General features: G+C 73.8%; 11 protein-coding genes. 5 read left to right on the top strand and 6 right to left on the bottom strand.

The genetic code is table 11. The features are described 5' to 3' along the window. Window positions 1-41: 41 nt before the first annotated feature. The gene (locus OG422_RS19405) at window positions 42-1322 is read right to left on the bottom strand and encodes a PspC domain-containing protein (protein ID WP_405743888.1); all 1281 of its coding nucleotides are present in this window, start codon (window positions 1320-1322) and stop codon (window positions 42-44) included. Between the two features lie 96 nt (window positions 1323-1418). Beyond that, window positions 1419-3365, bottom strand: coding sequence for a serine/threonine-protein kinase (locus OG422_RS19400; protein ID WP_405743887.1), 1947 nt, complete (start codon window positions 3363-3365; stop codon window positions 1419-1421). Window positions 3366-3595: 230 nt separating this feature from the next. Between OG422_RS19400 and OG422_RS19395 the strand changes: the two genes are divergently transcribed. Further along, on the top strand, window positions 3596-5191 hold the full coding sequence (locus tag OG422_RS19395) for a PspC domain-containing protein (RefSeq protein ID WP_405743886.1): 1596 nt from the start codon (window positions 3596-3598) through the stop codon (window positions 5189-5191). Continuing rightward, entirely contained in the window at window positions 5188-5397 is a 210-nt protein-coding gene (locus OG422_RS19390; protein ID WP_143944088.1) for a hypothetical protein, read from the top strand. Before OG422_RS19395 ends, OG422_RS19390 begins: the two co-directional genes overlap by 4 nt. 95 nt (window positions 5398-5492) lie before the next feature. Here OG422_RS19390 and OG422_RS19385 read toward each other — a convergent pair whose 3' ends face one another. Continuing rightward, complete coding sequence (locus OG422_RS19385; protein WP_405743885.1) at window positions 5493-5975, bottom strand: NUDIX domain-containing protein; 483 nt, start codon at window positions 5973-5975, stop codon at window positions 5493-5495. Window positions 5976-6275: 300 nt separating this feature from the next. Then, window positions 6276-7568 carry a hypothetical protein gene (locus tag OG422_RS19380; RefSeq protein WP_405747901.1) on the bottom strand — a complete coding sequence of 431 codons (1293 nt, stop codon included), beginning with the start codon at window positions 7566-7568 and terminating at the stop codon, window positions 6276-6278. A gap of 301 nt (window positions 7569-7869) precedes the next feature. On the opposite strand from OG422_RS19380, the gene OG422_RS19375 reads away from it, so the two are divergent. Continuing rightward, a complete protein-coding gene (locus tag OG422_RS19375) occupies window positions 7870-8214 on the top strand; it encodes a hypothetical protein (RefSeq protein WP_405743884.1) in 345 nt (114 codons plus the stop codon). A gap of 173 nt (window positions 8215-8387) precedes the next feature. Next, entirely contained in the window at window positions 8388-8822 is a 435-nt protein-coding gene (locus OG422_RS19370; protein ID WP_405743883.1) for a GNAT family N-acetyltransferase, read from the top strand. Between the two features lie 319 nt (window positions 8823-9141). On the opposite strand, the gene guaA is transcribed toward OG422_RS19370, so the two are convergent. Beyond that, window positions 9142-10716, bottom strand: a complete 1575-nt coding sequence (gene guaA / locus OG422_RS19365) for a glutamine-hydrolyzing GMP synthase (RefSeq protein WP_143943012.1) — start codon at window positions 10714-10716, stop codon at window positions 9142-9144. Between the two features lie 256 nt (window positions 10717-10972). Between guaA and OG422_RS19360 the strand changes: the two genes are divergently transcribed. Next, complete coding sequence (locus tag OG422_RS19360) at window positions 10973-11275, top strand: chorismate mutase (protein WP_143943013.1); 303 nt, start codon at window positions 10973-10975, stop codon at window positions 11273-11275. Between the two features lie 524 nt (window positions 11276-11799). Here OG422_RS19360 and OG422_RS19355 read toward each other — a convergent pair. Next, window positions 11800-13653, bottom strand: coding sequence for a GMC family oxidoreductase N-terminal domain-containing protein (locus OG422_RS19355; protein WP_405743882.1), 1854 nt, complete (start codon window positions 13651-13653; stop codon window positions 11800-11802). Window positions 13654-13659: the final 6 nt, after the last annotated feature.

The raw sequence follows: 13659 nt of genomic DNA, 5'->3' as shown, positions 1-13659 counted from the left end.
GTAAGGAGGGGTCGTGGGGGTGGCGGCGGATGCGGGCGTGGTCATTCGGTGCGCTCCATCTCCAGCTCGACCTCGGTGCCGCCGCCGGGCACGGACCGCAGCCGGGCGGTGCCGCCGTTGCGTTCCATCCGGCCGATGATGGACTCGCGGACGCCCATCCGGTCGTCGGGGACGGCGTCCAGGTCGAAGCCCGGCCCCCGGTCGCGTACGGAGACGAAGACCGTGCGGCCCTCCACCTCGGCGAAGACCTGCACCGGCCCGCCCTCGCCGCCGTACTTCGCGGCGTTGACCATCGCCTCGCGGGCGGCCTTCATCTGCGCGCCCAGCGCCTCGTCCAGCGGGCAGTCGCCGACCACCACGACCTCGATCGGTACGCCGTGGTGGTCCTCGACCTCGGCCGCCGCCGTACGCACCGCGTCGGCGAGGGTGGCGGGCTCCTCGTCCTCCTCCTTGGTGCGGCCCTCGGGCCGGTACAGCCAGGCCCGCAGCTCCCGCTCCTGGGCGCGGGCGAGCCGGGCGACCTCGCGGGAGTCGTCGGAGCTGCGCTGGATGAGGGTGAGGGTGTGCAGCACGGAGTCGTGGACGTGGGCGGCGACCTCGGCCCGTTCCTGGGCGCGGATGCGCATCAGCCGCTCCTCGGAGAGGTCCTGTATCAGGCGGACGAGGTAGGGACCGGCGAGCAGGGCGATGCCGACGACGACGGCGAGCGCGGCCTGGAGCACCGAGCCGAGGTGGCCCACCGAGCCCTGAAGCACGACGATGCCGGTCACGCCGACTCCGACGAGCGCGACTCCGGCCGCGCCGCGCAGCGCCGGGAGGACCCCCTTACGGCGGCCCAGCTCCAGCCACTGCGCGCGGCGCGCGTTGTCGGCCTGCCGCCAGACGAGGGCGACACCCGCGGCTATCAGCAGCACCGGCCACAGATAGCCGCTGCCGATGCCCAGCTGGAACCGGGAGGCGACGAACGCGGACCCGGCCAGCAGCGCGATCAACGCGATGACTTGGCCCGTATCGGGTCTGCGGGCCCCGGCGCGGCGGGCGCCGTCGGCCGTGGTCCGGCGGTCCTCCACCCCGCCGACGCCGAGCGGGACGAAGAACCAGAACGCCGCGTAGAGCAGCGCGCCCATGCCCTCGGCGAGGAACAGCGCGACGAAGACGACCCGGACCCAGGAGACGGGGAGCCCCAGATGTCCCGCGAGTCCGCGCGCGACGCCGCCGAGCAGCCGCCCGTCGGCGCTGCGGTAGAGCTTGCGCACGGGTGGCTCGGCGAATTGCTGCGCGGACGCGTGGTGCGATCCGGCGCGGGGCGGGGCTGTGGTCATGCGCAGATCGTCACACGCGGCGGGTCGGGGGACATCAGGGTGGACCCTGACGTGGTCCCTGAGATTTGCGGGTCGCGGCGCGGGCGTGCCCCGCGGTCAGCTCGCGTCCTCGCGCTTGCGGAAGCCGTCCTTCACCTTGGAGAAGAGGTCACGGAACGTGGCCCATTCGGCGCTCGGCGCGGAGACGTAGATCGCATACTCCTTCTCCCCCTCACGGCCGAATCCGAGGTCGATGCCGCGGTACTCCCGCACCTGGCCTTGGAAGGTGAACTCCCAGATGGCGGCCGGGTCGTTCTGGTACATCGTGTCCTGCAGCCGCTTGCGCGAGTAGCTCGGGTACTGCTTCTGGAGGTCCCCCTCGACCTGCTTGAAGTGCGCCACCTGGTCGCCGGACGAGAAGTCCAGCACGCTGATCGTCAGCTGGGCGAGCGACTCCTGGGAGATGTAGACGATCTGCCGGCCGCCGTCCTTCACCTGCCGCGTCCAGCCGTCCGGCACCGGATAGGAGACCCCGAGCTGCCGCTCCTCGACGCGGTGCATGCCGTCCGGGGTGGGCGGGGGCGGCCCGATGGGGTGCTGGGACACGGAGGGCTGCTCGGGGCTGCTGCCCTTCGCCGGTTGCGCCGTGTTGCCGATGCCCCCGTGGAGCGCGTACCAGGCGCCGCCCGCGCCGCCCCCGGCCGCCAGCACCCCGAGGGCGCACCAGAGGACGACCCGGCCGCGTCGCTTACGGGGCGGCGGGGTCACCGCGATCTGCCCCGTGTCTTCGGCACCCGACACGGCCGCCCCGGTGGCGGACGGCAGGAGCGCGCCGCCCATGGAGCCGGTGTCCGCCTCGGCGACCCGTTGGGCTTCCGCGTCGACGCCGACGAGGCCGCGTGTGTCCGCCGCCGGTCCCGTGACCTGGCCGGTGGCGGACGTGCTCGCGGTATCGGTGTCCGTGGCCGCGCCGGTCGTGGTGGCGCGGCCCAGGGAGGCCGCTATCCGGGGGTCGGTGATCGCCCCGGTACCGGCCGTCTTTCCGGCGATCCCGGTGGTGGTGCCCGTACCGCCGCTCCCCGGGGTGGGCCGCCCGCCGCCCGCGGTGTCCGACGGCACGACCGGCCTGGTCAGGGCCTCGAAGCCACTCGCCGTGTCGGAACCGCCGCGCCCCACGGTGCCCAGGGCCAGCGTCGGCCAGCCGATCAGCGCCGTGTCCACCTCCGCCTCGGCGGAGCGCAGCGCCTGCTCGACGACCTCGGCCGACGGCCGGTCGGTGGGCTCCTTCGCGAGCAGCGCCTCGATCAGTGGCGCCAACGGCCCGGCGTGGGCCGGCGGCTCCAACGGGTCGACGGCGATGGCGTACGCACTCTCGACCGCCGTGGTCTTACGGAACGGGGGCCGCCCCTCGACCGCCTGATAGAGCGTCGCCCCCAGGGCCCACAGGTCGGACGCGGGCCCCGGGGTGCCACCCTTGACCCGCTCGGGCGCCAGGTAGTCGATGGAGCCGACCAGTTCGCCGGTCTTGGTGAGGGTGGACGTACCGGAGGCGACGGCGATCCCGAAGTCCGTCAGGACGACGCGGCCCTCGTCGCCGAGGAGGACATTGCCCGGCTTGACGTCCCGGTGCAGCACCCCGGCGGCGTGCGCGGCCCGCAGCGCGGCGATCATGCCGCGGCCGATCCGGGCCGCCTCCCGGGGATCCACGAAACGGTTCTCCCGCGCCGCCCGTTTGATGAGGTCACCGAGCGTCCCGGCCGGTACGTACTCCATGACGATGCACGGCAGCCCGTCGTCGAGAACCACATCGTGGACGCTGACCACATTGGGGTGGTTGATGCGCGCCGCGGCCTGCGCCTCGCGGGTGGTCCGCTCGTGGCGCAGGGCCAACTCGTCCGCGTCCAACTGGGGCGAGACGTGCAGCCGCTTGACGGCCACTTGGCGTGCGAGGACCTCGTCCCGGGCCCGCCAGACGGTGCCCATACCTCCGCGGCCTATCCGCTCGATCAGGCGATACCGCCCGGCGACCAGTCGCCCCTCGTCCACCGACGCCGCCTCCGTCACCGCACGCCCCTCCGGAAACCCGTACGTATCCAGGGCGCAACGATAGTCTCCGACCCGGCCGATCCGGGCCCCACCTGCCGCGCCTGTGCACCGTCCGTTCGCTGCGTCGGCGCATCTCGGGGGGATATGCGAACCCGCGGGTGATATCGGGGTTGCTCGGGGTCGATCTCAGGGTTCTGCCAGGGTTTCCACGGATGCCGGGATTCCGTCGCGCTTGTCACCATGGGTTCATGAACGAAGCAGCCCCAGCCGAGGAATCGGCACCGCCCGGCGCCGACGGCGCCACCCCGCCGCGCCCGCCGCTGCGCCGCAGCCGACGGCACAAGGTCGTCGCGGGCGTATGCGGTGGCCTGGGCAGGCAGTGGGATCTCGACCCGGTGATCTTCCGGATCGTCCTCGCCGTGCTCTCCGTCACCGGCGGCCTGGGGCTGATCTTCTACGGCTTCGCCTGGCTGATCATCCCGCTCCACGGCGAGGAGGAGAACGAGGGCCGACGGCTGCTCTCCGGCCGGGTCGAGGGCTCGGCGCTGACGGCGCTGCTGTTCGCGCTGGTCGGCTGCGGGCTGTTCCTCACGACGCTGGGCAAGGGCAGCGTCATGTCCTTCGCCGTCCTGCTGACGCTGGCCGTGGCCGGTGCCGCGTACTGGTCGCGTCGGCACCGCGGCGGCGGTGCCGAGGGCCCCGGCGCCCGGGACGCAGCCACCGCGCAGGTCATCGCCGACGCGCCGCCGGAGACCATGGCGCCGCCCGGCCCGCAGACGCCTCCGTGGTGGCGGGGGCCGCTCGGCAAGGAACCGGCCGGGCTGATGTACCTGTGGGGCCCTGAACACGCCGATCTCACCTATGAGGGCGGCCACGGCGTGCCCGGCGGCCCCGTGTGGCCTCCCGGTTTCCGCCCCGGCGGCGCGGCGGCCCGTCCGTCCGGTGCGCCCGCGCCGCAGCGGCGTCGGCCGCGGGCCGGGCGGCGGATCGGTGGCGTGGTCTTCCTTCTGGCCGCACTCGGCGGCGCCGGCACGGCGCTCGGCGTAGACCGGCACGCCCCGTTCTCGCACGCACTGCAGGCGGGTCTGGCGTGTGCGCTGGTGGTGTTCGGGCTGGGGCTGGTGATCAGCGCCTGGCTGGGGCGGACGGGCGGCGGCACCGTCGTCATGATGGTGCTGACGACGGCGCTCCTCGCGGTGTCGACGGTGTTGCCGGACAACATCAGCGCCGAATGGCAGAACCGTCATTGGGCCCCCACCGAAGTCTCCGCCGTCCAGCGGCATTACGAACTCGACTCCGGAGGGGGCAGGTTGGACCTCGGGGGGCTGCCCGTCAAGGACGGTCACACGATCCGTACCGGCGCCGAGGTGGGCGCGGGCCGCCTGGAGGTGACGCTGCCACAGGGCGTGGAGACGACGGTGCATCTGTCGCTGGGGCTCGGCGATGTGCGTCTGCCGGGCGAGTCCGCCAACGACGTACGGATCTCCGCGGACGACCGCACCCGGACGGTCACGCTTCCCGCCGAGGGGCTGAAGAAGGGGGAGAAGCCGCGCGGCTTCCTCGACCTGACGCTCCGGGTGGGCGCCGGGCAGATCGATGTCCGCCACGCTCTCCCGCCGTCGCCTGCGGCGCCCGCCTCCCCGTCGCCGCCCGGGGCGGCCTCCCCGCCAACGGCCGGTTCGCGAGCCGGGGCCCTCCCGGCGGCCGCGGTCGCGGCGCTCGCACCGGTCGGCTCGCCGGTGTCGGCCACCACGCACATATCCGCCGTATCCACCCCGCCCGCCGCTCCCCGCACCTTCGCTCTCGTCCTTGCCGCTCGGCCGTCTCAAGGAGGTATCTCATGAAGCGTCACCCCTTCGAACCGGTCCGGTTGATCTGCGGGCTGGCCGCGGTGGCCGTCGGCGTCGGATACGGCCTCGACGCCCTGGGGGTCTGGCATGCGCCGGGGCCCTGGCTCTTCCTGGCGATACCGGCCGGTCTGCTGGCCTCCGGCGTCACCGCCGTGGCATGGGCCGTCGCCCGCCGGGGGCGCCCGGGCACGGAGCGGTAGCGACGGGCCGCCGGGACCGGCTGCAGCACAGCGGGGCGGCGGTCGCCGGCCCGGGTGGCGGAGGCGGTATCGGCAGCGGGGCCCATCGGGTGAGTTCAGGCGTCCCGGGCCGGAGGCATCCGGTCGGACACGGGCCGTGCGGTGGCCCACCGTGGGGCGACGTGGCCCAGCCAGATGTCCTGGTCGTCGGCGAGCGGCCGGTGGAGGGGAAGGGGGAGGAAGTGGCAGGCACAGGCCGGACCGGCGTCGTCGCCGTCGCCCCGGACACGGTGTTCCCATGCGTCGGGGGCGCCATCCGGCGCCCGGAGCAGGAAGAAGGTGGTCCGTCTCGGTTGTGCGGTGTCGGGGTGGGGCTCGTCCTCGACGGTGATCCGCCGCACCACGGTGGCGCCCGACAGCCCGGTCTCCTCGGCGACCTCCCGCAGCACAGCCCGCTCCGGCGCCTCACCTGCTTCGACTCCGCCCGCGGGCGCCTGGGTACCGGCCTCCGCCATGCCTACGTGGTCGAAGGCCACCAGCTCGGGAACGACGCGGTGGCGGACCACGCCAGCGGCGACGCGGATTCTGGGGAGGGTCATCCCGCGATGATCCCGCGTTTCCGGGCGGTACCGGGGCGTTGGCGGAGGGCGCTCGGGCGGCACCGGCGAGCCGGGGGTCGCCGGTGCCGCGGCCTCCACGGTCCTTCACCCGGCAGGGTCCCCGGCAGGGTCCCCGGCACCGGCCGGCTCCGAGGCCCGGACGCCCGCACCCGCACCCGCACCCGCACCCGCACCCGCACCACCCTCCTCGCCAACGCGGTCGCCACAGCAACCGCCGTCGTCGGCGCCGTCACGCGAAGAGCGACGGCGACAACGACGCCCCGCACCCGGCCCGGACGATTACTCCCCCACCTCCGCGACCCATCCCGCCGACTCCGCGCCGGATGCCGTGATCACCCGGATCTCCGTGGGGCCCGGTTCGATGTCGGCCGGTACGGGAACGGTCAGGGTGGCGTCCGCCGGGTTGGTGAAGCCTCCGGGGCCGGGCACCAGGGGCACCGGCACATGCACCGCTCCGATGCGTACGACGATGCGGGCCAGCAGGTCCGGGGTGCGGGCGCCCGGCGGGACGAAGCCCGTGCCGCGGATCTCGATGTCGTCACCCGGGCGGATCGGTGCGGGCAGATCACCCGGCTCCCGGGCGCGGACCACCGACAGGATGACGGGGCGGCCGCCCTCATCGCACTTGGCGGCCAGGTAGCCGGCGGCCGACACCACGACGAGCGCGGCGGTGACCCAGCCCGCCGACGGCGGGACGAGTCCGGGCGGACCGATCACCACGGTCAGGGCCAGCGCCGCCACCGCCGCGTTGACCAGCAGATACTGCGTGGCGGCGAGGTCGGCGCGGCCCGCGTCGTCGGCGAACAGGTCGACGGCCCGGGGGCGTTCGGCGGCCGGTTTCTGGAGCCGCCCGGCCCGTACCCGCGCGGCGACCACGGCGCGCGCCGCCACCGCCGTACCGCACACCGTCAGCAGGACGAGCAGCATCGGCGGGGACAGTGCGGCCCGTCCGGCGAGCGCGGCGTCCGCCTCCGACGGGTGCGGCGCGCCGCCGGGCAGCACGTTCCCGGCCACCGCCGTCAGCATCGCGAAGACCGCCACACCGAACCAACCGGCTGCGACCGTACGGGAGGTGGACAGCCGCTGGTCCTCGCCGGTGAGCGGCGCCAGCACCCCGCCGTGCCCACGGTGCCGCCATGCCGTCACGGTGCCGCCGAGTGCCAGCGCGACGGCGGCGGTCAGCGTGGCCGTACGGTGTGCGGTCCAGCCGTCGCCGACCGCGGTCAGCGCCTGCCCGAGGAGCAGCGCGGCGACCGCGCCCCACAGCGCCCGGAGGGTGCCGCGGTGTACGGAGTCGAGCCAGGTCGTGCGGGTGGCGGCGGCGTGTTCCGTCAAGGTGCGGGCGGAGAGGGTGAGTTCGTCGGAGATCCACTGGCGGGCGGCTCCGGCGGAGCGGGTCAGCCCGGCCGGTATGCCGCGTCCGGCGGCGTACTCCTCGCGCAGCGCCACGAACGCCGCGACCGCTTTCCGGTGCGCGGCGCGCGCTCCGTGCCCGCACTTGCCGCAGCGGCACCCTTCGCCTCCGAGATCACCACCCGCCCCCGAAGTCACACTTGCACCGGGCGCCCCCATCGCCCTGTCTGCCGCTTCCACCGCTACGTCACCGCCGCTCGCCATGACCCCGCGCCACCCTCGGGCCGCGTTCGGCGTCAACTTCCGTCCCCTGTAAGGGATTACGTTCGGAGGGCAGTGTGCCGCAGGTGTCGGGTGATAAGGGAAACCGTCCAGATGGCGGCGGGTGAACGTGCCGCGCCCGGGTTGACGTTGCGACGCGCACCCGGGGCGGTCGGGTATGCGTCGCCGCACCGGCCCTTCATTAGTCGGGCCGCGCGGCCGATACTGCCGCCCTGTCCCCGCATGGTGGAGGTGGCCGGTGCCGAAGGATCCGCTGATGTATCTCGCGCGGCGGGACGCGTACGCCGCGTTCCTCACCGCGAGCGACGCCGAGGGCGCGGTGGTCTGGCGCCGCCTGGAGGGCCGTTACGACTCCCCCGAGGCCACCCTCGCGGCGACGCGGGAGAGTTACGCGGCGACCCAAGCCGCGTTCAATGTGCTCGATGTGGAGGGCGTGGGCCCGGTCGAGCAGGCGCGGGAGTTGAGGGACCAACTCCGGGCGCTGCACCGCGTCGACGTGGTGCCGGATGGCGCGTGGGAGACATACACGGCGGCGCGCGCCGCGTTCGTGACGGCGGCCCGGGGGTTCCTCACGCGCAACTGACGGTGGGGGCCACGCGTGGTCCGACCAAGCCGGATGGCGACGCGTCCGGCACTCCGGCGCCCCGCGGCCGAACCCGGTCGGGCCCCGGGCGGACCTGCATCCCGGGCCGCCGCGAACCCAGCCCCCGAGCAAACCGGTTGACGACCCGCGCCCCTCCCCCGTTTCCTGCTGCGATGTCACCTCTCCATATCGCCCCGCCCGCCGATGACGCCGCCTTCCAGGACTGGCGCCATGTCCACAACACGGTCATCCCGACCCATGACCTGTCCCTGGAAGATGTCCGGGAGCGGGCGGTGCGCCACCGGCTGGAGGTCGCCTACCTGGACGGCGCCCTGGTCGGCTGCTCCACGGTCCGTCCGCCGGTGGACGGCACGGCGACGGTGATCGCGCGGGTGCTCGCCGCGCACCGGGGCCGGGGGTACGGCGCGGAGCTGTACACCCGCGGGCTGGACCGGGCGCGGCAGTGGGGCGCCGAGGCCATCGAGACGGTGGTGCTGGCGTCCAACGAGGACGGACTGCGGTTCGCCCTCCGGCACGGCTTCGCCGAAACCGAGCGCTACCTCCTGCCGGGCGACACCATCCCCTGGATCGACCTGCGGCTGACCTGACGGGTGCAGCCGACCTGACGGGCTGAGGCTGACCCGACAGGCCGAGGCTGGCCTGACGGGCCGGGCCGGACCCCACCCGATGGGCACGGACCGGGTACCGCCCCACCGCCACGGGCACGAGCCGGGCCCACCCGGATGGGGCGCGAGCACCCCCTCAAGCCCCACAACGCCCCCTCACGCCCCACAGCGCGGCCCCACGCCCAGGCACGGGGCACCTCGTACGCCCGCACCGCCTCCGCAACGCGCCGACGCCGCCGCTCACAAGGAGCGACGGCGTCGGCGTCGGGCGTGCGGGAGGACCGGCGGACCGGTCAGCGGGTCACTCCCACTCGATGGTGCCCGGGGGCTTGCTGGTGACGTCGAGGACGACGCGGTTGACGTCCGCGACCTCGTTGGTGATCCGGGTCGAGATCTTCGCCAGGACGTCGTACGGCATCCGCGTCCAGTCCGCCGTCATGGCGTCCTCGGAGGAGACCGGACGCAGCACGATCGGGTGGCCGTAGGTGCGGCCGTCGCCCTGGACGCCGACCGAGCGGACGTCGGCGAGCAGCACGACCGGGCACTGCCAGATCTCGCGGTCGAGACCGGCCGCGGTCAGCTCCTCGCGGGCGATGGCGTCGGCCTCGCGGAGCAGGTCCAGACGCTCCTTGGTGACCTCGCCGACGATGCGGATGCCGAGGCCCGGGCCGGGGAACGGCTGGCGCTGGACGATCTCCTCCGGCAGGCCCAGCTCGGAGCCGACGAGGCGGACCTCGTCCTTGAACAGCTGCCGCAGCGGCTCGACCAGCTCGAACTCGATGTCGTCGGGCAGACCGCCGACGTTGTGGTGCGACTTGATGTTCGCGGTGCCCTCGCCGCCGCCGGACTCGACGACGTCGGGGTAGAGCGTGCCCTGCACCAGGAAGGCGACCTCGGGGCCCTCCTCCTGGAGGATCTCCAGCTGGGCCTGCTCGAAGACCCGGATGAACTCCCGGCCGATGATCTTCCGCTTCTCCTCGGGGTCGGAGACCCCGGCGAGGGCGTTCAGGAAGCGCTCGGAGGCGTCGACGACCCGCAGCTGGGCGCCGGTGGCGGCCACGAAGTCCTTCTCGACCTGCTCGGTCTCGTCCTTGCGCATCAGGCCGTGGTCGACGTAGACGCAGGTCAGCTGGGAGCCGATGGCCTTCTGGACCAGGGCGGCGGCCACCGCGGAGTCCACACCGCCGGACAGGCCGCAGATCGCGCGCTTGCTGCCGACCTGGGCGCGGATGGCCGCGACCTGCTCCTCGACGATGTTGCCGGGCGTCCAGTTGGGCTCGATGCCCGCGCCGCGGTAGAGGAAGTGCTCCAGCACCTGCTGGCCGTGCGTGGAGTGCATGACCTCGGGGTGGTACTGGACGCCGTAGAGCTTCTTCTCGTCGTTCTCGAAGGCGGCAACCGGGACGACGTCCGTGGACGCGGTGACGGTGAAGCCCTCGGGGGCGGCGGAGCAGGCGTCGCCGTGCGACATCCAGACGGACTGCTCGACGGGGGTGCCCTCGAAGAGGGTGGAGCCGGGTCCGGAGACGGCCAGCGGGGTGCGGCCGTATTCGCGGGCGCCGGTGTTGTCGACCGTGCCGCCCAAGGTGGTGGCCATGAGCTGGAAGCCGTAGCACATGCCGAAGACCGGGACACCGGCCTCGAACAGTGCGCGGTCGACGCTGGGGGCGTCTTCGGCGTAGACCGACGAGGGTCCGCCGGAGAGGATGATCGCCTTGGGGTTCTTGGCGAGCATCTCGGCCACCGGCATGGTGGACGGGACGACCTCGCTGTAGACCCGCGCCTCGCGAACGCGGCGGGCGATGAGCTGGGCGTACTGCGCGCCGAAGTCGACTACGAGGACGACGTCCGGGGCGGCGGGGGGCGCTGATGGCACTTCGGCGGCCTTCCGGCGGTGTGGAGCAGGGGTTGGACTTTCGATTCTAACGGGCTCATACTGAGCGCCATGTCCAAGCAGCTGACCTCCGTCTTTACCTATGGCACCGGCCCGGCCGGCTGCCATGGACGTGCTGCTTGATCGACTGACCAGCGACTTCCCAGGCGCCCCGGGCCGACAAGGCCCGGGGCGCCTGTGTCGTTCCCGGTCCGCCCGTCGGCTCCGGGGGCCACCGACCCCCAGGAGAGACCCGAACATGAGCAGCGACACCACCGCGACCGCACCCGCCGCCGACACCGGGGCGCGTACCCCGGAGGCGGTCGGGGTGATCACCGACGCGCGCGGGCGGATCGACGACCTCGACGGCCGGATCATCGGCCTCGTCCAGGAGCGGATGGCGGTCTCCGCCGTCATCCAGCGCGAGCGCATCGCGTCCGGCGGGCGGCGGGTGAACCTCTCCCGCGAGATGGAGATCCTCGACCACTACCGCGGGCAGCTCGGCCGGTCCGGGACCGCGCTGGCGATGACCCTGCTGGAGCTGTCCCGCGGCCGCGTCTGAGAGGCCGGACCGGCGCGCGGAAGGGGCGCGTGCGCCGGGCGCAGCGGGCGGATCCGAGTTCGGGCGGCCTCTCACCCGTACGGCGCGTGACCAGCCGCGGAGCCGCTTCGTTGTGCCGTGTGCCGCGTCAGCCAGGCGCGGGAGGCAGGACTACGCATAGACGCCGCCCCCGGGGCGGAACGCCGGAGGGATGAGACGCCGGCCGCTCGGCGGCCCGCGTCGTGGGACCTCGCTCCGGTGAGGTGACCGGTCAGCAGGGGACAGCAGCCCGGTCACGTCGATGGGTGGCCGGTCCTGGGGACGCCCGGGACCGGCCGCATCCGACACGACGTGTCCCCCACGACACTCCCGTCTCCGGCACACCTCGCTCACCCGCCACGATCCACCATCCCGCGGCGCTTCCCCCCGGCGCCGCTCCCCGGTGCCCGCGCCGCCCTGTCGCGGGCACCGGCCGCCAAGGGCCCCGTCGCCGTCCGCACTCCCCCTCGCGGACGGCGTCACGGGGCCCTTCGCGCGCGGCGGGGTCAGTCGCCGTCCGGTTCCGCGCCCTCGTCGGCGGGGCGCTTCGGCGGGACCACCGGGACGGCGAGGAGCGGCAGCTTCAGGGCGCCGAAGGCCGACGGCGGGACGGCGGGGGCGACGGGCTCGACGGGCGCCAGGCGCCGGTACGCCTCGCCCTGGCCGGGCCGCGGGTCGTCCTCGCCCTTGTTCGGCCAGAACGCCATGGCCCGCTCGGCCTGCGCGGTGATCGTCAGGGACGGGTTGACGCCCAGGTTGGCGGAGACCGCGGCGCCGTCGACGACGGAGATGCCGGGGTGGCCGTAGAGGCGGTGGTACGGGTCGAGGACGCCGTGGTCGGCGTCCTCGCCGATGGGGCAGCCGCCGAGGAAGTGTGCGGTGAGCGGCGTGCCCATCAACTCGCCGACGTTGCTGCCGGGGAAGCCGTTGATCGCCTTCGCGAGGTGCCCGGCCGCCTCGTACGCCTCCGGTATCTGCTCCGGGTTGGGGGCCCCGTGGCCCTGGCGGGCGGTGAGCAGGCCCTTTCCGGGGCCGGACGGTTTGCGGTACGTGGTCAGGGAGTTGTCCAGGGACTGCATCACGAGGCCGATGATGGTCTTCTCCGACCAGCGGCGGTTGGAGAGCGACTGCGCGGTCTGCACCGGGTGGCGCAGGCTGCGGGCCGCCCAGGCGAGGGCGCGTCGGCCCCGGCGGGCGGCGAGCGGCACCTGCACGATGGAGAGCGACCCCATGGCGTTGGAGCCCTTGCCGTAGCGGACCGGTTCGATGTGGGTGTTCTCGTCCGGGTGGATGGACGAGGTGATCGCGACGCCTCGGGTGAAGTCGGGCCGGGTGCCGAACTTCTTGCGGTAACGGCGGTCGCTGGTCTGCGAGCCGACCAGCGCCTCGGAGTTGGTGCGGGTCAGCTCGCCCAGGCGCGGGGAGATGCCGGGCAGCAGGCCGCTGTCCTTCATGCGGTGCAGCAGCGTCTGGGTGCCGTAGGTGCCCGCGGCGAGGACGACGCGGCGGGCGGTGAAGACGCGGCCGCGGCGCTTGTCGTCGGTGGGCAGCGTGCCGAGGGCGAAGCCGCCGCGGGAGTCCTCAGTGACGGTGACGACGGAGGTCATCGAGTGGATGACGGCACCGGCCTGTTCGGCGAGGTGGAGGTAGTTCTCGTTGAGGGTGTTCTTGGCGCCGTGGCGGCAGCCGGTCATGCACTCGCCGCATTCGGTACAGGCGGCGCGGGCCGGGCCCTTGCCGCCGAAGTACGGGTCGTGGACCTGACCGCCGGGCTCCGCGCGGGTGGCGCCGTCCGCGTCCTTGCCGTCGCCGAAGAAGACGCCCACGGGCGCGAGGTGGAAGGAGTCGCCGACGCCCATCTTCTCGGCGGCTTCCTTGAGGTGGACGTCGGACGGCGTCGTCGTCGGGTTGAGCCGGACGCCCAGCATCCGCTTGGCCTGGTCGTAGTAGGGCGCCAACTCCTCCTGCCAGTCGGCGAGATGGCCCCACTGCTGGTCGCGGAAGAACTGCGGCGGCGGGACGTAGAGGGTGTTGGCGTAGTTGAGGGAGCCACCGCCGACACCGGCACCGGCCAGCACCATGACGTTGCCGAGGAGGTGCACCCGCTGGATGCCGTAGCAGCCGAGGGCCGGGGCCCACAGGTAGTTGCGCAGGTCCCAGGAGTTCTTGGGGAGTGTCTGGCGGCTGAAGCGGCGCCCGGCCTCCAGGATGCCGACGCGGTAGCCCTTCTCGGTCAGCCGCAGGGCCGAGACCGCGCCGCCGAAGCCGGAGCCGACGACGAGTACGTCGTAGTCGTACGGGCGGTCGGGGTCCCGGCGCTGCCCGGGGAGCGGGTGGTGGGCGGTTTTCTTCTGCGGCACGGGCTC

It is taken from the genome of Streptomyces sp. NBC_01525, assembly GCF_045040405.1.
Taxonomy (GTDB): Bacteria; Actinomycetota; Actinomycetes; order Streptomycetales; family Streptomycetaceae; genus Streptomyces; species Streptomyces benahoarensis.
The sequence above is the reverse complement of the archived record's forward strand: the minus strand, read 5'-3'. Positions and strand labels throughout refer to the sequence as shown.

Coding starts and splice junctions, on each gene's coding strand:
- OG422_RS19395 (WP_405743886.1), top strand. CDS start 3,596: ATGAACGAAGCAGCCCCAGCCGAGGAATCGGCACCGCCCGGCGCCGAC.
- OG422_RS19385 (WP_405743885.1), bottom strand. CDS start 5,975: ATGACCCTCCCCAGAATCCGCGTCGCCGCTGGCGTGGTCCGCCACCGC.
- OG422_RS19380 (WP_405747901.1), bottom strand. CDS start 7,568: ATGGGGGCGCCCGGTGCAAGTGTGACTTCGGGGGCGGGTGGTGATCTC.
- OG422_RS19360 (WP_143943013.1), top strand. CDS start 10,973: ATGAGCAGCGACACCACCGCGACCGCACCCGCCGCCGACACCGGGGCG.
- OG422_RS19370 (WP_405743883.1), top strand. CDS start 8,388: ATGTCACCTCTCCATATCGCCCCGCCCGCCGATGACGCCGCCTTCCAG.
- OG422_RS19390 (WP_143944088.1), top strand. CDS start 5,188: ATGAAGCGTCACCCCTTCGAACCGGTCCGGTTGATCTGCGGGCTGGCC.
- OG422_RS19405 (WP_405743888.1), bottom strand. CDS start 1,322: ATGACCACAGCCCCGCCCCGCGCCGGATCGCACCACGCGTCCGCGCAG.